The 19,892-nt window shown below is 41.7% G+C and carries 13 protein-coding genes; 9 read left to right on the plus strand and 4 right to left on the minus strand.

Annotated elements, in window-relative coordinates; translation table 11 throughout:
• The first annotated feature begins 102 nt into the window (after positions 1 to 102).
• Positions 103 to 1,233 carry a hypothetical protein gene (locus tag ACP26M_RS07405; RefSeq protein WP_426587558.1) on the plus strand — a complete coding sequence of 377 codons (1,131 nt, stop codon included), beginning with the start codon at positions 103 to 105 and terminating at the stop codon, positions 1,231 to 1,233.
• A 14-nt stretch (positions 1,234 to 1,247) separates the two neighbouring features.
• Here the strand turns inward: ACP26M_RS07405 and ACP26M_RS07410 are convergent, their stop codons facing one another.
• Positions 1,248 to 1,577 (minus strand): ArsR/SmtB family transcription factor, encoded by a 330-nt coding sequence (locus ACP26M_RS07410; protein WP_426587560.1) that lies wholly within the window; start codon positions 1,575 to 1,577, stop codon positions 1,248 to 1,250.
• A 536-nt stretch (positions 1,578 to 2,113) separates the two neighbouring features.
• Between ACP26M_RS07410 and ACP26M_RS07415 the strand changes: the two genes are divergently transcribed.
• Together ACP26M_RS07415 and ACP26M_RS07420 are read left to right on the plus strand one after the other, a co-directional pair.
• Positions 2,114 to 5,596: a beta strand repeat-containing protein gene (locus tag ACP26M_RS07415; RefSeq protein WP_426587562.1), complete on the plus strand. Its 3,483-nt coding sequence runs from the start codon at positions 2,114 to 2,116 to the stop codon at positions 5,594 to 5,596.
• A 4-nt stretch (positions 5,597 to 5,600) separates the two neighbouring features.
• Complete coding sequence (locus ACP26M_RS07420; protein WP_426587564.1) at positions 5,601 to 5,837, plus strand: hypothetical protein; 237 nt, start codon at positions 5,601 to 5,603, stop codon at positions 5,835 to 5,837.
• A gap of 72 nt (positions 5,838 to 5,909) precedes the next feature.
• On the opposite strand, the gene ACP26M_RS07425 is transcribed toward ACP26M_RS07420, so the two are convergent.
• Both ACP26M_RS07425 and cobA read right to left on the minus strand, forming a co-directional pair.
• Positions 5,910 to 6,263 carry a DUF7009 family protein gene (locus ACP26M_RS07425; RefSeq protein ID WP_426587566.1) on the minus strand — a complete coding sequence of 118 codons (354 nt, stop codon included), beginning with the start codon at positions 6,261 to 6,263 and terminating at the stop codon, positions 5,910 to 5,912.
• 4 nt (positions 6,264 to 6,267) lie between these two features.
• The gene (gene cobA, locus ACP26M_RS07430; RefSeq protein WP_274988599.1) at positions 6,268 to 6,996 is read right to left on the minus strand and encodes a uroporphyrinogen-III C-methyltransferase; all 729 of its coding nucleotides are present in this window, start codon (positions 6,994 to 6,996) and stop codon (positions 6,268 to 6,270) included.
• A 289-nt stretch (positions 6,997 to 7,285) separates the two neighbouring features.
• Between cobA and nirB the strand changes: the two genes are divergently transcribed.
• The 6 genes from nirB to ACP26M_RS07460 all read left to right on the plus strand — a co-directional run bounded on the left by nirB (position 7,286) and on the right by ACP26M_RS07460 (position 18,820).
• On the plus strand, positions 7,286 to 9,781 hold the full coding sequence (nirB, locus tag ACP26M_RS07435) for a nitrite reductase large subunit NirB (protein ID WP_426587568.1): 2,496 nt from the start codon (positions 7,286 to 7,288) through the stop codon (positions 9,779 to 9,781).
• Between the two features lie 66 nt (positions 9,782 to 9,847).
• Positions 9,848 to 10,198, plus strand: a complete 351-nt coding sequence (gene nirD / locus ACP26M_RS07440) for a nitrite reductase small subunit NirD (protein ID WP_090525796.1) — start codon at positions 9,848 to 9,850, stop codon at positions 10,196 to 10,198.
• A gap of 597 nt (positions 10,199 to 10,795) precedes the next feature.
• On the plus strand, positions 10,796 to 12,337 hold the full coding sequence (locus ACP26M_RS07445; protein WP_426587571.1) for an alginate export family protein: 1,542 nt from the start codon (positions 10,796 to 10,798) through the stop codon (positions 12,335 to 12,337).
• A gap of 106 nt (positions 12,338 to 12,443) precedes the next feature.
• Positions 12,444 to 13,736, plus strand: coding sequence for an MFS transporter (locus ACP26M_RS07450; protein WP_426587573.1), 1,293 nt, complete (start codon positions 12,444 to 12,446; stop codon positions 13,734 to 13,736).
• A gap of 121 nt (positions 13,737 to 13,857) precedes the next feature.
• Positions 13,858 to 17,373 carry a molybdopterin-dependent oxidoreductase gene (locus ACP26M_RS07455; protein ID WP_426587575.1) on the plus strand — a complete coding sequence of 1,172 codons (3,516 nt, stop codon included), beginning with the start codon at positions 13,858 to 13,860 and terminating at the stop codon, positions 17,371 to 17,373.
• 4 nt (positions 17,374 to 17,377) lie between these two features.
• Positions 17,378 to 18,820, plus strand: coding sequence for a rubredoxin (locus tag ACP26M_RS07460; RefSeq protein ID WP_426587577.1), 1,443 nt, complete (start codon positions 17,378 to 17,380; stop codon positions 18,818 to 18,820).
• A gap of 86 nt (positions 18,821 to 18,906) precedes the next feature.
• Here ACP26M_RS07460 and ACP26M_RS07465 read toward each other — a convergent pair whose 3' ends face one another.
• On the minus strand, positions 18,907 to 19,884 hold the full coding sequence (locus ACP26M_RS07465) for a 3-keto-disaccharide hydrolase (protein ID WP_426587579.1): 978 nt from the start codon (positions 19,882 to 19,884) through the stop codon (positions 18,907 to 18,909).
• Positions 19,885 to 19,892: the final 8 nt, after the last annotated feature.

Genomic DNA, 19,892 nt, shown 5'->3' on the forward strand with positions numbered 1-19,892 from the left:
AAAGCAGAATGCTTTAACCTTTATAAGTAAAATGATGTGTTTGCTATGGGCAGATATGTTAAAATATTATTCCCTTGTTTGATACTTTTAAGTACAGTTAATTTGTCTGCTCAAAATAACAGGAGGATTTGTTTTGCTTTTTATGATGGTACATTTAATGCCGATGCTTTAACTATTAGCTATACCACAAGCGGACTATCAGTAAATAACATACAAAGCTTTTATACCAATGTTGATGCCGGTAATTATAAATCTTTAATTGATGCATTGTTGAGTTATAAACAAGATCACCAGCTTAATGACTGGCTGTATTACCAGCTCGTGCGCAAAACTGCCCAGCAAATAAGCCCTAAAGAAAAAAATTACAATACGTACACCTTGTATAAATGGTTCCTGATGGTTAAATCGGGCTATGACGCACGACTGGCGCTGGCCGGAAAAAAAATCATTTTTTATGTTTACAACAATGAAGATGTATCAGATATTCCTTCTTATATGGTTGATGATAAAAAGTACATGTGTCTTAACATTCATGACTACCCGGGTACTGATCTTACAATACAACCGGCTATTCCTGTTGATATCAATGTGCCGGGTGCAATAAACTCATTTTCATATAAGGTTACGAGGATGCCTGATTTTACGCCTGCGGACTATGTGGAAAAGGATCTGCAGTTTACCTATCGGCATAAGGCATACTATTTCAGGATTAAGCTTAACCCGCTGATTGATTCCATTTTCAGGAATTATCCGGTTGTAGATTTCGAATCTTACTTCAATATACCCCTTAGTAAAGAAACTTATGGATCGCTGATCCCTTTGCTAAAAAAAAATGTGGACGGCATGAGTATCAAAAAAGGCGTTGATTACCTGATGCATTTTACGCGATATGCCTTTTTATATGAAAATGATGATATGAATTTTGGCCGGGAGAAACGGTTGAGCCCGGAAGAAACCCTGTTTGCTCAATACAGCGACTGCGATGATCGTGCCGCGTTGTTTTTTTACCTTGTTAAAGAAATATACAATTTGCCGATGATAGCGGTGTTATATCCCACTCATATAACTATGGCAGTGCAGTTTGATAAACCGATGGGGAAACCTTTGCTTTATAAAGGAAAAGCTTATTCTTTTTGTGAGCCTACCCCACAGCTGCGTGATCTGAAGATAGGACAGATATCTGCCTCACTTAAACAGGTACCTTATAAGGTTGTGTACGAATATAACCCATAAATTGAGCTGGCAGATCAGGGCTGCTGTTCCGCCTTGTTAATAGCACTGAGCATATTTTCAAACTCGGCTGTATATCTGTTCCAGGTTGGCCAGTTTACATCATACAGTGATTTTTTACCATCAATTGCAACAGTAATCAGCCTGGCATCCATCAATTCTTTTAAATGATGGGATACCGTTGGCTGCGCTAAAGGGAGTATTTCAACTATTTCGCCGCAGGTAAAATGCTTGTGCTGTGCCAAAATACGCATAATAGCGATTCTTGCCGGGTGCGACAGTGCTTTTGCTACCATTGATATGTCCTGATCTGTTGCGGCAAACTCAGTCTTTTTATGATTAGCCATGTTTAAATATGAGTTACAAATATATAATTCATATTTAAACATGAACAACTCTCGGCCGTAGCCTTCATCCAATCTTCATAAGGTTACATAAAATTGAATTTTGCTTTCTGAAAGTCTGGGTCTGGAAAACTCATATTATCGTCGAATACACTTTATATTGTTTCTGAATGGTATTATACTTCTGTGGTAGTAAACAATGGAAAAAAAAGATTTAGGGTCGAGTTAAAAAAAGTATTAGCCGCCAGGCCGAATTGTTTTTTGCCTGAAATTTAAAGTTCTCCTGATACGTGTTGTTAATAACAGTTCGTAGCCATCTTGTTGTATGATCCTGTTTACGCCGTTAGATGGTTACATTAAGGATACCAATACTATTCCCGATAAGCGGGCCGATCAAATCAAATGGCTGATAGGGGGGGATTTGTATTGTTTTATTTCTGCTTATTAATTAATTGTAACTTGTTTTTTGCATAGAAATATAACCTGAAGGAAATGTATAACGTATAAGGAAACAATTTAAAACCAAGCGCACAAAAATCTTGAAAATAAGCTATTTGAAAATTATCCTGCTATCAATCTGTGCACTCTTCATAAATAAGCTCGCTCTTGCAGCTACTTTTGATTGGACCGGCGCGGGGACATGTTCAGGTTTTTTATGTTCTGGTGGTTATATAAACGGCACTTTATGGAGTAATCCGGATAACTGGACTGTTGGAGGACTGACAACAACCTCGTACCCCGGCCAGGGCGGAAGCACTACCGATATTGTTCGCTTTGGTGTCACAGGATCTACTTACACAAATCAACCTGTCCTTTCGGCAAACGTTACAGTAGCTTCGATCACTTTTGGGCGGATTCAATACGTTTCGGGAGGAGTCTTAACGGGCACCTCGCTAACCGGGACAATATTAACTGTAAATAGCGCGACATTGACCGTAACAGGTGATATTACCCAGGATGTCAATACTAATGCAAGTGGTACCATTTTCAATGATATGAGGGGAACCGGTACAATTTCCTGCACAAACATACAGATCGGTACTAATTCAGCTACTTATGGCAGTTTTTCATTTTTGTTTTCGGAAGTCAACACACTAACAGTTAGCAACAATGTAAATATACATCTGAATGTAAAACAACAAAACGGAAGTGGATTCAGATTGGAAGGGGGGACTATGACCATAAATAACCAGATAACTTTTACGAATCACAGTGTTACCAATCAGAACGGCGCTTACTTTACGGTGAATGCTCTCACATCATATAAAACAACTAATACGGTTGTAAATCCAACATTAATCCTTAATGCGACAAACGCTATCGGAACGATACCTGTACCTTATGCGTCCTGTAACTTTTATGGTGACCATGGAGGTAAAGCTACTGTTAATTATAAAGGGGCTAACCCAGTGATTTATACAACTTCGGTTCAGGGTTTTGGTCCGGGTGGTGGTCCTGTAAACCCAAATGCGGCTACAGATCGTATTTATGACAACCTTATTATACAAGGCAGTGGTACCGCTGTTATTGGTGGTACAACGGCTGGTCAAACAAGTTATTTAAATATCGATTCCACATTTACCACAAACTCAAATGTGTCATTTTCCAATGCAACCAATACAGCTACAAAAGTTGGTGTAGCCGGATCAACAGCGGCCACCTGGACGAATAATTCGGCAGCAACCATTACCGGTGGTACGGGATCAATTGATATAAACGGAACACTCAGCAATGCAGGTACCATGAATATGGGTACGGGCGCTTTAAATATCGCGCGTAATTACACAAATACAGGCACGTTCACGCCTAATGCATCCGCGCTGATATCATTTGACGGTACAACCCAAACGCTTACAGACGCAACTGCTACGGGAACAAATTTTTACAACGTTACCTTCACAACTGGCGGAACAAAGACAATGGCCTCAGGAAGTAAATTTACCGTCGCGCCAACTTATACATTAAATGTTAACTCGTCGTCAACGCTTGCGGTAGGCAATGCCACGTCGACCACAACGGCGCTTACCATATTATCCACCGCTGCAGGGGATGCAAGTATCGGTAGTCTTTCAGCAGGCACCATTACCGGCAGTATCAATGTTCAACGTTATGTGAAAGGTACATTGCGTCGTTATATGCTAATGTCATCGCCGGTACTTAATACAACATCAACATTTTTAACAACAGGTTCGCTTAGCACCTATAATCTTTTACCGCTTATCGCTACAACCTACATTACCGGTCCAGGTGGTACAACAAATGGATTTGATGATGCTACAGCTACCGGCAACAGCCCTTCGGTATTTGTTTATGATGAAAACGCACCGGTTACTTCGGATGTAAATCAGGTATTGAATAATGAATACAAGCCTTTTAGCTCAACCAGTCAGGGTTTGCCACCTGCAAACGGTTTTTTATACTATTTCAGAGGGAGCAGGAGTGTAGCAAACCCCTTTGTAAGGCCTTTTCCGGCAACAGATAATGCTACGCTAAACTTTTTTGGAACTGTTATTAAGGGTACGGGGGCCAGCAATGCAACATTAACGGCCAATATTGTGAATTTTCCATCTACACCGCCAACTTATTATACAACTACGGCGGTAAGTGCCCCGGCTACCCTGTCTTATCACACGTCAACACCGGCTGTTAAACAAGGTTTAAACCTTATTGGTAATCCATATGCGTCGGTAATAGATCTGCATACCCTTTACACGGTAAACACCACCAACAAATTTTATTATATGCTGGTAAAAGATGCCAGTACCGGAACCAATAGCTCGTCAACCAAATTCGCGTTGTACGATGCCAGTACCGGATCTATTGGCACAGGAGCAAGTCGCTACGCTTTATCAGGGCAGGGATTTTTTACCGTTGCAACTTCTGCTTCAGCTATTAAGTTTGATGAAACAATGAAGGTGGCATACTCAAATTATAGCGGAGCGCTTCCATCAACCCCTGTATTTAATGTGGTTGGCAGCCCTTCAAAAAATATTGCGGCTTCATTTGCAGCAAGCCCGGCTACCAATAATGCTGAAAGCAGTATTCCCCGTCTAACCATGAACCTGGTACAAGACACTGTTGTTCACAACTCTACCGACATCAATTTTGATGAAAATGCTACCGCCAGGTTTGTCCCCGGCGAGGATGCGCCCTACTATCGGCCATCGGGGCAGGGCGATTTGTTTTACTCGTTAAGCAGCGATTCGGTAGGGTGCTTTGCTAATTACACAGGTAACCTCGAAAAATTAAAACGTGTAAATCTCATCGTTACTTTCTCTAATTATGGTACGTATAAACTCACTTCACCTATAAAAAAGAATATCGACGCAAGGTACTCCATCTATCTAAAGGATAAATACACCAACGATTCGCTTGATGTTGTGCATAACGCCGAATATGCGTTTAAGGTCGAGTCGAACCCGGCAAGCTATGCTCATGACAGGTTTTATCTTAAAATCGGTATCGTGCCGGGCCATGATTACCGTTTATTGACCTTTACAGGAAAGAAAGTTACTGAAGGGGTAGCACTGAACTGGGAAACCAACAACGAAAGTAATTTTACCAAATTCGCCGTTCAGAAAAGCGCGGATGGCGGAAAAACTTTTTTAACCATCGATAGCCTGCAATCAACAGGAACAGGTAAATATACTTATACCGACCAAACTCCGGGGAGCGGCCAGATCATTTACAGGCTAAGCCAAAACCTGGTAACCGGCGAAACTAAATTATCTGATAACCTCAATTTTGAAATCCGACCGGGCGCCGGAGTCGTTAAATTTCTGGTATATCCAACCGTAGTTTCAGCCAGCACAGTCAATATAAAAGTAGAACAAACATCAACCAGAGCTGTTAGGATCAATATAGTTAGCCCTTCGGGCGCTATTGTCAGAAAGCTATCGGCTATTGGTACTAATACCTTGCAGGAAAATGTTAATAGTTTGGGCCGGGGACTTTACATAGTAGTTGCAGTTAATGAAGGCACAGGAGATAGGATTGGGAGCGGAATGTTTTTTAAACAATAACAGTATGTACGTATTATCTATGATTACATCAAAATGGAAAACAGTATTAGCTATTATTATAATCAATTTGCTTGCAGTGTCCTTGAGTTTTGCAGATCCGGGAGATGGTCTTTGCGATGGTAATGATGGCGGACCTGATGGCTGCCCGCTGGATACCTGGGTATGGATATTAATTTTAGTTGCGCTATTTTTTACCGTTCGGCATTTAAGGTTGAATAACCAATCTAAAACTGCATCATAACTTCGGTTTAAATGATTTTTATTTACTGATAAATATACTTTATCAGTAAATAAACTCACTCCTGGGTTAATGCTAAAGTTTTAAGCTTAACGGATTAGGATAATTGTCGCTTTGGTCTTCCGCCACATTGTCCAGGCATTTAAAGTCTTTTTCAATAAGCAGATACATCGGGCCGGTATTATTTTCATAACCAACGCGGTCGGTACTTGTCCATTCAATGGCCATAGTAACCGGCATATGCATAATGATCGTATTGGCGCTGAAGTCTGCGGTTAAAGAATCATTTGAAGAGCGTTGCAATGCATATTTAAATACCTGTGAACCAAAATTGGTGCTTTCTTCCAAATAGCCGTCCCTGTCAAAGTTTTCAACGTCTGTTTTGGTTAAGCGATAGCGCAGCGAGTTTCCTTTTATCCTGATCTTCATTTCTTTAATTTTTTACGTTAACAACATCACCTATAATAATAATAGCGGGGTAAGTAAGCTGATTATCTGCCGCAATAGCTTCAAGACCGCTTACTTTTCCTTTTGCCGATTTTTGTTGGGGCAATGAAGCATGTTGTATAATAGCTGCCGGTGTATCTCCTTTTCCAGCCTTTATATAGGCTGATGCTATTTCTGCCAGCTTTTTCATCCCCATATATATAACAACTGTTGCGTTACTGTGCATAGCGCAAGTTAAATCGGCAGATAGACTGCCATCTTTTTTGGTGCCGGTAACCATCCATACGCTTTCGCTTACTTGCCGGTGGGTTAGGGGGATGTCTTCCAGTCCGGAGGCCTGCATGCTGGTTACACCGGGTATGTAATGTGTGGTGATGCCATGTTGGCGGGCATAAATGATTTCTTCAAACCCGCGGCCAAATATAAACGGATCGCCTCCTTTTAACCTTACTACGTTACCTTTAGTAAATGCGTAGTGTTTTATCAGCTCATGAATTGTTTCCTGCGGTGTATAATCACCATAAGGTTGCTTGCCAACGTATACCTTTTCACAATCATCCCGGCTTATCGCAAGTAACTCTTTGTTAGCCAGGTTGTCATATAATATCACATTTGCCTGCTGTAATACCTTAAATCCCTTGATAGTCATCAATTCTGGGTCTCCCGGGCCTGCTCCAAGTACAAAAAGTTCCGGATTTTGTATTTGTTTTTGCATTTTGTTAAATTAGTGATTAAAAAATAGGCTTTTAAGCCTTTATATTTTGATGATTTTGTTAAAATTTCAAAATAAATTAAAAAAAAACTGTTCAAAAAATGATATAAATTATATCAACAGCACTAATTTATGAACTTAAACGCCAATAAGCATGATTTATTTAATAAAAATTGAAATTAAATTTTTATTTGATGTTTTTTTGAGTTATAATTGTGATATAAATGAAATCAAGGTCGCAGTTGATTCATTTTTAGTTTGAAAATTGCTTTAACATTTAAAAAATTTCGATATGTCAAAACCAACCATCATTGTTGTTGGCAACGGTATGGTAGGTTATAAGTTTTGCGAAAAACTTTTAGCCAGATCAACACAGTTCCAAATAATTGTTTTTGGCGAAGAGCCGCGTCACGCTTATGACAGGGTGCATCTTAGTGAATATTTTAACGGCAAGACTGCTGATGACCTGTCGTTATCCACTTTATCGTGGTATTCAGATAATGGCATCGCGCTGCATTTGGATGATCCCATTCAGGAAATCAACCGCACCGAAAAAACAATCCACTCTTTAAAAGGCGTTACACTTAAATATGATTATCTGGTTTTAGCAACCGGCTCATCGGCTTTTGTACCCGATATTCCGGGTATTGAAAAGGAAGGCGTGTTCGTGTATCGCACCATTGAAGACCTGGAGTTAATCAAGGCCTGTGCTGTTAATGCAAAATCAGGAGCTGTAATGGGCGGTGGCTTGCTGGGGCTGGAAGCTGCAAAGGCTTTAATAGATCTTGGCATTTCTGAAACGCATGTCATCGAATTTGCACCGCGCTTGATGCCGCGTCAGATAGACTCTGCAGGGAGTAATATGTTGCAAATGAAATTGAGCCAGTTGGGTTTGCATATTCACCTTAATAAAAGCACTGCCGCTATTACCGGCGATAAAAAAATCCACTCGTTAAAATTTAATGACGATAGTCAGCTTGCTGTAGATATGCTGGTTATATCGGCCGGCATCCGTCCGCGCGACGAGTTGGCTAAACTGGCGGGTTTGCATGTAGGTACCCGTGGCGGCATTGTAGTGAACGAAAAAATGCAAACCAGTGATGAATGTATTTATGCCATTGGTGAGTGTGCCTTATACGAAGGTATGATATATGGCCTCGTTGCACCCGGCTATGAGATGGCTGATATTGTAGCTGCTCATTTAACTGAGGCTGATAAGAGTTTTTATGGCTATGATATGAGCACCAAGCTAAAGCTGATTGGTGTTGATGTGGCCAGTTTTGGTGATGCCTTTATTACTGAACCTGATTGCCGTACTATTTTGTTTGAGGATACGCATAAGGGGATCTATAAGCGCATTAATATAACAAATGATGGCAAAAACCTTTTAGGCGGTATTTTGATCGGCGATGCGGATGCTTATAATATGCTACTGCAAACCGTTAATAATAAAATAGTGCTGCCGCCGGATCCTGAAGATCTGATATTAGGATCAAGGGGGGGCGAAGCCAACGCAGGGGCAGGCGTAATGAGTTTGCCCGATGATGCGCTGATCTGTTCATGTGAGGCGGTTACCAAAGGTGCTATCTGCTCGGCAGTGAACGATGGTGGTGTTACCGGTATTGACGGTATGAAAAAATGCACCAAGGCGGGCACGGGCTGCGGTGGTTGCGTGCCATTGGTGAAAGATTTGATCGCCGGCACCATGAAGGCAAATGGTCAGTATATTAAGAATGTTATTTGTGAGCATTTTGATTACTCACGCCAGGAATTGTTTGATCTTGTTAAAATAAACGGACTGAAAAACTACGACCTTGTGCTTGATCATTATGGCAAGGGCGATGGCTGTGAGATTTGCAAGCCGGTTGTTGCCAGTATTTTATCCAGTTTATGGAATGATGTTATTGTAAAACAGGAAGTAATACAGGATAGTAATGATCGCTTTTTAGCTAATATTCAAAAGGGAGGTACTTATTCTGTTGTGCCACGTATTCCAGGCGGTGAAATTACGCCTGATAAGCTGATTGTAATTGGCCAGGTTGCTAAAAGATACGGGTTGTATACTAAAATAACAGGAGGTCAGCGTATTGATATGTTTGGTGCGCACCTGAGCGATCTGCCTTTAATCTGGGAAGAGCTTATTGATGCCGGCTTTGAAAGTGGGCACGCTTATGGTAAAGCACTTCGTACTGTAAAAAGCTGTGTAGGTAGTACCTGGTGTAGGTTTGGCTTGCATGATAGTGTGACTTTTGCCATTGAGGTGGAGGATAGGTATAAAGGGATTCGCGCACCGCATAAAATCAAAGGTGGCGTAAGTGGTTGTGTGAGGGAGTGCGCCGAAGCGCAATCGAAAGATTTTGGAATTATAGCCACCGAAAAAGGCTGGAATTTATATGTATGTGGCAATGGCGGCTCCAAGCCGCAGCATGCCCAGTTGCTGGCTACCGATATTGATAAGGAAACAGTTATTAAATATCTCGACAGGTTCCTGATGTTTTACATAAAAACCGCCGACCAGTTGACCCGGACCGCAACGTGGCTCAATAAGCTGGACGGCGGCATGAGTTATCTTAAAAATGTAATAGTAAATGACAGCCTTGGGTTGGGTGAGCAGTTGGAAGAGGAAATGCAGGCATTGGTAAATACTTACCATTGCGAGTGGAAAGAAGCTATAAATAACCCTTCAATGCGCAAGCGCTTCGCTCATTTTATAAATGCGCCTGATGAAAAAGATCCTCATGCTCAATTTGAGCCAATGCGTGAACAGGTACGCGCTAAAGAATGGTAGATTTTATTAGGAAATCCCGAGTTTTTAGTTCAAAGTTAGATTGATCATTATTAAAAAGAAAACACAATGGAAGCAACGATAGCAACCCAATGGATTATGGCCTGTTATGTTGATGATGTGCCCGAAAATGGCGGGTCATGTATTAAGCACGGAGATGAACAGATAGCAATATTTAATTTTACACGCCGTAATGAGTGGTATGCAACGCAAAATCTCTGCCCGCATAAGCAGCAAATGGCAATATCGCGTGGCATGATCGGCAGTGCCGGCGAAAGCTGCGAGCCAAAAGTAGCTTGTCCTTTTCATAAAAAAACATTTTCGCTGCTTACCGGTGAGTGTTTGGGTGAAGAGGAATTGGTGATAAAAACTTATCCGGTAAAAATAGCCGACGGAAAAGTTTTTGTCGGAGTTGATTAAATGCTGGTGTATTTGGGCGGAAAATAAAACGAATTTTACATTAAGCGCCGTTGCCGAATGGGGTAATGGCGCTTTTTTTGTGTTTTTGTTTAAAATTTCAGTGTATTTTATACACCAAGGCATTGGTTAATACAGTCATGTTCGTTTTGACTGTCTTTTTTTGAATTTATTTTTCGAATTTTTAGAGTTTAAAGCGAATTAAAATGGCTTTCTATCGATATATGTGATTTTTTGTGGTGATTTTATTCTGTTGAAAGGATTTTAATTTGGGTTTTGCGATAGTTTGTTGTTTTTTTATCTATTAATAAATTGTTAAAAATGTATTTCTGCTGTTTTTGATCGTTTATAATTTGAATTTTTATCAAAAAATATAGTTTTTAATGATTTTAATCATAAAAATTCATTTTAAAAATCAATTATTTGTACGCAATCATTAAATAAGTTATATTTATCATAATTAAACAGATAAATACATCAAAAAAGATTGAGCCTATGGTAAAAATCAAAAATTCATAAAAAAAGCCCTGCCGGGAGGTCGCATTCCCAGACAGGGTTAAATAGTTTTTAATCGCTTTAACAAATAAAAAACCAATTCAAATGTACAAAAATGTATCTAATCAATACACTATTGGAAAAATTCTATTAATTATATCATGTTTCTTTTCTTATAATGCTTCTGCGCAGCTGTCTTTAACAGGGCAGATCAAAACAAGAGGCGAATTGCGTGATGGTTATGGAACTTTAGAACCGATAGGTAACAAAAATGCAGCGTTTGTATCCCAACGAACGCGTCTCACCTTTAATTACAAAAGCAGCAAGCTTATTTTCCAGACTTCCGTACAGGATGTAAGGCTTTGGGGCCAGGATGCCTCAACTATTACTATCAACGACGGCAGCCGGCTAAGCCTTCACGAAGCATGGGCCGAACTGATCCTCTCCAACAAAAAAGACACTTCCTTTAAAAAATCACCTGTCGATTATTTCGCTATAAAAGCTGGCCGGCAGGAAATTAGCTATGACGATGAACGCTTGCTTGGTGCTACCGATTGGATTCAGCAGGCCCGCAGGCACGACGCTATCGTATTAAAACTTCTTCAATCAGGCTGGCAGGTTGATCTTGGCGCTGCCTTTAATCAAAGCTCTGATGCTATTAATTATAATGGCACCTATTATACACCGGCCAATGTACCCGCTACAGTAAAGGATAGCAAAGGTAATCTGGTTAATACCCCTGCCGGGCTTATCCCGCTGGTTAATGCTTCGGGCGTTAGTGCCAAAAATGGCAATCTTTCATTTTTAAATCCTCCCGGTACTAACGGGCAAAACCAAAACTATAAAGCGCTTGAATATCTCTACTTTGCTAAAAAAATTAATAAAACTAAAGTAACCGGCCTTTTCCTGGCCGATCAATTTGCCAAATACAAGCTCGATTCTGTAAAAAATGTATCAGGCGAAGACGTTGGTTATGTATACGGTCGCCGGTTTAATCAACCAGGAGTTAATACCCGCTATACAACCGGCTTGCTCATCAATCCCGTTTTCGGCAGTAAAGACGAATGGGCTGCTACAGGTGGCTTTTACTACCAGGGCGGACACGACCGTGATGGTGCTAAGTTAAGTGCTTATACTTATACCGCATCTTTATCATACAAAAGCAGTAACATAGCTTATACAGCCGGATGGGATTACCTGTCAGGAAACGATGCGCTATCCACCTCAAAAACCAATCACAGGTTTGATCCATTGTATGGTACCCCACATAAGTTCTGGGGCTATATGGACTATTTTTATGCAGGTAGCGGATCCCCAACCGGCGGTTTGAGCAACCCTTATGTTAAAATCAAATACCTTTCAGATAATAAGCGCTTTAGCGTTGATTTAGCTAATCATTACTTCCTATTAGCTAAAGATCAGAAAGGAACAAACGGACAGCCTATAGATAAATACCTCGGTACCGAATTTGACCTCACCAACAGCTATAAGCTTAACAAATTTACCGCCGTTGATCTGGGCTTATCCTACATGGCAGCAACTCACAGCATGGAGTATGCCAAAGGTTTAACGCCGGATAGCAGCAAACTGCACCCGTTTTGGGCGTACCTGCAGCTTAATATCAAACCTGAGTTTTTGAATAAGTAATGTAGGCTAAAAGCTTAAGGCTAAAGCCGAAAGCGAGAAATGTTAAAAAATCAAAGTACAAACAAACAGCTTTTAGCCTTAGGCTTTGAGCTTTAAGCTTAAAAAAATGGAAAAACAACTTACCAAACTCAACATATTTTCATTGAAGGGTGTACAAATGCGCACCTTTCACATTACCTGGCTCATGTTTTTTGTTTGCTTTTTTGGCTGGTTCGGACTGGCGCCATTAATGCCAACCATCCGTGCCGAATTACATTTGAGTAAAGGACAAGTGGGTAACACCATCATTGCATCTGTAGCTGCAACAATTATTGCCCGCCTTATTATAGGTAAACTTTGTGATACCTGGGGGCCGCGCAAAACAGCCGTTAGGTTATTAATAATAGGGTCCTTACCTGTATTTCTGGTAGGTCTGGCACATGATTACACGTCTTTTTTATTGTTTCGTTTGGCAATCGGTGTAATAGGTTCATCGTTTGTAATTACTCAGTTCCATACTTCGATGATGTTTGCGCCGAATATAAAAGGCACAGCCAACGCGGTAACCGGAGGCTGGGGTAATCTTGGCGGTGGAGTAACCAATATGGTGATGCCTTTAATATTTGCTGCTATAGTAGGGGCCGGCTTTACCAAGGCCGAAGCCTGGAGGTATGCTATGATAGTTCCGGGTGTAATGATGCTGATAATAGCATTCGTATACTGGAAATTTACCAAAGACACTCCTAACGGCAACTACGACGAAGTTGGTTATGCCAAAACCAATCCATCCAAAACCGACTGGTCAATATTGGCCGACTGGCGCGTTTGGGCATTAACTATGGCCTACGCTATGTGTTTTGGCATGGAGATCACTTTTGATAACGTTGCTTCCCTGCATTTTGTAGATACTTTTCATTTGTCGCAAAGCTCGGCTGGTTTCTGGGCAGGTATTTTTGGCTTCATGAACATTTTTGCCCGCGCGTTAGGCGGCATCGTATCTGATAAGGTTGGCGGAAAATTCGGGATGCGCGGTAAGGGGCTACTTCTGGCCGGCGTGCTGCTGCTGGAGGGTATTGGCCTTGTTCTGTTTGCAAATTCGGGCAGCCTTACAATGGCCATTATTTCCATGCTTTCATTCGCGTTGTTCCTCAAAATGTCAAACGGCGCCACTTATGGCATAGTGCCTTTCATCAACAGTAAAAATGTTGGGATGGTAAGTGGTATAGTGGGTGCGGGCGGTAACCTTGGCGGGATGTTATTTGGATTTCTTTTTAAATCGGAGCATATCACCTATATACAGGCATTTACCTACATCGGTATAACTGTTATGGTAATTTCCGTGATTGTGCTGATCACCCGTTTTCAAAAACAGGCTGAAGCTCAAACAGCAGATGAACCTGCTTTAGCTTTAGGAGCTTAAAGCCCGGGCAAAAAAAACTTTAAGCAGAAAGCCATTAACGCTTTCTGCTTAAAATACATAATAAATAGTAATAAATAAAAGAGCTTTTGGCTTTCAGCCTTAAGCTTTTAGCTTAAAAGAAATGTTGAACAAACGCCCTCAAAATACATTTAAAAGTACTTGCTGCTACTGCGGAGTAGGATGCGGCGTGGTAATTAATAAAGAAAAAAATGGCAGTATAACGCTTGAGGGCGATAAGGACTATCCTGTAAATAAAGGCATGTTGTGCAGTAAAGGGCTTAACCTGCATTACACAGCTAACGATAAAACCGACAGGCTGCTGTACCCTCAAATGCGTTATAACAAAAGCATGCCCCTGCAAAGGGTAAGCTGGGACGACGCATTGGAGCGCACAGCAGCCATTTTTAAAACGTTCATTGATAAATACGGGCCGGATTCGGTTGCATTTTATGCCTCAGGCCAGTGCCTTACAGAGGAATATTACGTTGTTAATAAGCTAATTAAAGGTTTTATCGGCAGTAATAATATAGATACTAATTCGCGTTTGTGTATGAGCAGCGCGGTTGCCGCGTATAAAATTGCTTTAGGCGAGGATACTGTACCTGTTTGTTATGACGATATTGAACTGGCCGATTGTTTTTATGTAACCGGAGCTAACCCAGCCTGGTGCCATCCTATTTTATGGCGAAGGGTTGAAGCGCATAAAGCCGCAAATCCCGATGTGAAAATCATCGTTGTTGACCCCAGGGTTACGGATACCTGCAGCAATGCCGATCTGCACCTGCAGTTAAATCCGGGTACCGATATCACACTTAACCACGCTATTGGCAGGGTATTGATAGAGAACGGTGATATCGATATTGATTTTGTACACAATCATGCTGATGGTTTTGAGCAGTATAGCAAACTGGTATTTGAACGTACCCTTGCTGAATCGGCTGCTATTTGTGGTGTAAGCGAAAACGATATCCGCCTTGCTGCCGGTTATATTGGCGAAGCGAAAGGCTTCATTTCAATGTGGACAATGGGCTTGAACCAAAGCGCTGTTGGGGTAAATAAAAATTTAAGCCTCCTGAATCTTAATTTGATAACAGGCCATATTGGTAAGCCCGGATCTGGCCCATTATCACTAACCGGGCAACCAAATGCTATGGGCGGACGTGAAGTAGGGGGGCTTGCTAATCTTTTACCGGCGCATCGTGTTTTAACCAATCCGGCAGACAGGGCGGAGGTACAGAAGTTTTGGGGAGGTACAGAGATAGCCGCAAAACCTGGTCTTACCGCAACGGAGATGTTTGAGGCCCTGAATGATGGCCGCCTTAAAGCCATCTGGATTATATGTACCAACCCCTTAACCAGCTTGCCAAACGTACGCCTTGCCGAAGAGGCTTTGAAAAAAGCAAAGTTTGTGGTGGTTCAGGAGATCAGCAATAAGCCCGAAACATTGGCCTATGCCGATGTGATCCTCCCCGCAGCAGCCTGGGCCGAAAAGGAGGGTACGATGACCAATTCTGAAAGGCGGATCAGTTATTTGAGTAAAGTACTTGACCCACCAGGCGAGGCTATGCCGGATAGCGAGATCATTTGCCGTTTTGCTCAAAAAATGGGGTATAAAGGCTTTGATTTTAAAAACGCTGCCGAAATTTATGCCGAGCATGCTAAACTTACCGGCAAAACCAATATTGATATCAGCGGGCTCACCCATGATACCATTATACAACAACGGTCAATACAATGGCCTTATAAAAAACGTAATGCGATACCAGGAACACCCCGCTTGTTTACCGACAAGCAATTTTATACCGAAACACGTAACGCTAAGATAAGCGCGGTACCGGATGCGCATACCAGCGAGGTTCCTGACGGCGACTATCCTTTTATTCTCACTACCGGCCGTATCCGCGATCAATGGCATACCATGAGCAAAACCGGTAAGGTGAATAAGCTTAACCAGCATATTAAAGAGTCATTTATCGAGATCAATCCTGCTGATGCTGAAGCATTGGAGATCAGGGAAGGCGATGTAACTATTATTACATCCAGAAGGGGGGAAGTGAGGGTAAAAGCCCGGATTACCGAACAGATAAAGCAGGGTGTTGTTTTTGTGCCGATGCATTGGGGCAAGATCCTGAACAATGATCTGCACCGCATTAACAACGTTACCAATGATGCGCTCGACCCGATATCAAAGGAACCGGATTTTAAATATTGCGCGGTAAAGGTTGAGAAATATAAAAAGCCTTTTCAAAGAATTGTAGTTGTTGGCGCCGGTGCTGGTGCGCATGGCTTTGTACGGTCATACCGGGAGCTCAACAAAGATGATGAGATCATCATTTTCAGCAAAGAAGAATATCCTTTTTATAACCGCGTAATGCTGCCCGATTATATCAGTGGCGAACAAAGCTGGGAGCAGCTGATAAAAATGACCGATGATGAAGAACCAGAACTCAAAATAAGGTTATTGCGGGGCGTGAGCATAGAAAAAATAGATCGCGTTAATAAATATGTACTCGATAGCCGCGGTGTAAAAACCTATTACGATGTGTTGCTGCTGGCAACGGGCAGCCGGGCGGCAATACCTAAAAACGTTCCATCGTTGCCGGGGATCTTCAGCATGCGCAGCCGTAACGATGCCGACAACTTTAAAAAGCATGTGCCTAAAAACGGCCATGTGGTTATAGTGGGCGGCGGTTTATTAGGATTGGAGATGGCTGCTTCTTTGCGTGAAATAGGGATTACCATCACTATTATTCAACGTACATCAAGGTTTTTAAACCGCCAGTTGGATGAGTTGGGCAGCAGGCTCTTGCACGAAGAAATGGTTGACCAGGGCTGTGACATCTTTTATGACGACGAAGTGCAATTGTTTTATGGCCGCAGCAAGCTCACCGGTATCGGTTTAAAAAGCGGTCGAAAAATTGACTGCGATGCAATGATTCTTGCCATTGGTACTACGCCAAACCTTGAAATAGCCAAAGATTGCGGCCTTGAAATTAAGCGCGGCGTAATTGTAAACGAACGTTTACTTACCAGCGATCCGAACATATACGCCATTGGCGAAATAGCGGAGTTTAACGGCACATTATATGGTATAACCGCTGCTGCGGAACAACAAGCTGCTGTAGTTGCAGGTTATATGAACGGCGACATAGCCAGTTATTACAAGGGCAGCCTGTTTATGAATATCATCAAAATTCATGGCTTTGATTTATGCAGTATCGGTTTATCTGATTGCCCGAATGAAAAAGACTATGAAGAAATAGTGTTTATAGATAAGGCAAAGCGTTATTATAAAAAATGCATTATTCACCAGGACAGGTTGGTGGGCACCATTTTAATTGGAGATAAAGGCGAGTTTCAGGAATTCAGAGAGCTGATAGCGAACAAAACCGAACTCAGCGATAAGCGCCTTAAACTGCTTCGTAGCGGTAAAGCAGCCGAACCTGTTTTAGGCAAACTGGTTTGTAGTTGTAATAATGTGGGTGCCGATAATATACGTAATAAAGTAGCCGGCGGCTGTACGCAACTGGCCGATGTTTGCAGCCAAACCGGAGCCGGAACAGGCTGCGGATCATGCAGGCCCGAAGTAAAACGCTTGTTGGAAGAAGTACTTGAGCAACAATTATTAAAAGCTTGAACCAATGGATAATAAGCAACTAATTAAGATAAATTTACCCGGCGGTGTAGCTTCTGCCGGTGATTTTTACGAGATGCTCATCATTGCGCAAAATGCTGGTGCTAAACAGGTCCGTTTTGGGAACCGGCAGCAATTGTATTTTGAAATTGAAGAAGCACAGCTGGAGGATCTGGAATTTGATATGCTTAGTGCCGGTATTGACCATGAAGTTAACCAGGATACTTATCCCAACATCACCAGTTCGTATATAGCTGATGGTATTTTTAACCAGGAGAACTGGCTCAAAGAAGGTGTTTATAAAGACATTTTCGATCTGTTTGATTATCAGCCCGAACTGAAAATAAACCTGGTTGACAGCAATCAAACTTTTGCTTCGTTTTTTACCGGTAACCTTAATTTTATTTCTTCGCCGGTAAGTAATTACTGGTACTTATATATCAGGTTTCCTAAAACTAATATCCTGTATTGCTGGCCTGTATTGGTTTATTCGGATGATATTCCCGCCATTGGCAAAGCGATACAACAGGTTATATTTGCCAACAAAAAGCTGTTTTACGATCAGGTTGAAATTAATCCGGATGAACTTTATCAATTGGTTACTGCCGGTTACCAGTTTGTAATCCAGGAAATTGATCAACCGCTTATCATTCCCGAATTTCAACTGCCCTATTATGAGGGTTTTAATAAGCAGGCTAACAAATACTGGTTGGGTATTTACAGGCGTCACGAACTTTTTGATATTGAATTTTTGAAAGAGATCTGTAACCTGTGTATGCAAACCAGGGTTGGACAATTGTATTTTAGCCCATGGAAGTCCTTACTCATTAAAAATATCGAGGCAAAGCACAGGCCGTTATGGGGCAACCTACTTAATAAATACCGGGTAAACATCAGACATGCTTCAAATGAGCTTAACTGGCAGGTTGAAGACCTTTGCAATCCCTGCCTTGAGCTTAAGCAGCAATTGGTAAGCGAATTTGAAGAGGCCGATTTGCGAACATATGGACTTAGCTTTGCCATAAAGCGGTCGCCTAAATCGGGGATTTATGGCTCAATTATGATCCGCGCGCGGATGCCCGATGAATTTGAAATTGTGCATACACGTGACTTTAACCACAATACCCGCGAATTTGTGATATACAAACAAGGCGTTGCCAAAGCAGATTTAAGCAGGCACCTGACAGCGCTTTGCGATATGTTTTATGAACAACAAATCAATAACCTATTACCATTGCCGGTAAGCAAAACCAATAATGAAATTAAATCACCCAATCAAAAAACAGTTCATCAATGTAAAAGCTGCTTCACTATTTATGACGAGGTGTATGGGGATGTATTTAATAAAATAGAGCCTGGGATAGCCTTTGCAAATTTAGGCGATTATGAATGCCCGACCTGCGGTGCCGAAAAGGAAAATTTCGCAGAATTGATATATCAAGCCGATTAATCGTTTTTAAGTAAATCAATTTGATAAAAAGCGGCCTGTACGTTAAGCGAACAGGCCGCTTTTTTTTATAATATACCTTCGGTAATTTATTTTGCCGGAGTAATGATAATATTTCTGTAATCGATAGGTCCGTGATCCCCCTGGATCAGCAGCGGCCCTGGTTCACCTTCTTTACTGTCGATAGCCCCGCCGGTAATGCCCGGAATTTCCTGCTGGCATATTACCATAGTACCGTTGGCTACGATGGTAACTAACCGCCCTACCAGTGTAATATCATATGATTGCCATTCCCCGGCGTTTTTTGCCATCATTTTATTAGGCGGCAGGAAACCGTAAATAGCGCTAAACTGGTTATTGATAGGTTCAGGCTCACCGGTTTTAGTGTCGATAACCTGTACCTCATAACGTCCCCGCAGGTAAACGCCGCTGTTGCTGCCTTTTTGATAGCGAAATTCGATGTGTAATTTAAAATCGCTGAATTTTTGATCGGTAATAAGGTTTGCGCCGGAGTGCTTGCTCCTCAATATGCCCGATTCTACTACCCATTGGTTTTTGCCGTCCGTATGCCAGCCTTTGGTGTCTTTGCCGTTGAACAGTTTAACAGGTTTGCCCCAAACCGGTGCCTTTGCCCTTATCATAGATGGAGCTCTGACACCTGTAAAATGATAGGTAACCCCATCTGAATATACCATTGTTCCGGTTAATTCTTCGCCCCTAACCTCAAATTCAAAATCCATGTTCCGGTTTCCCTCTTCCCATTGCAGCGGGATAGAAAAGCTGTATTTGCCGTCATGTGGTTTTACTTCTGATATTGGCCGCGCACTTCCGAAAGCATAGGTAAAACGGCCAATTAGGGTATGTGCACCTGATTTTTGAACTTCCAGCCAGGAAGGAAGGCTTTTGCCACCTTTATCAATAGTTATATCCCATCGGCCGATAACGGCAGGATCCTTTGCCTGTTGAGCTCTGGCTCCGGAAATTATAAAAAGCAGCAATCCTGCGATGAGCTGTATGCGGATGAATCTGCTATTTGAGTTCTTTTTAATAGTAGGTTGGTTTCTCATAATTTTTA

This window comes from Mucilaginibacter sp. R-33 (assembly GCF_049949235.1).
Taxonomy (GTDB): domain Bacteria; phylum Bacteroidota; class Bacteroidia; order Sphingobacteriales; family Sphingobacteriaceae; genus Mucilaginibacter.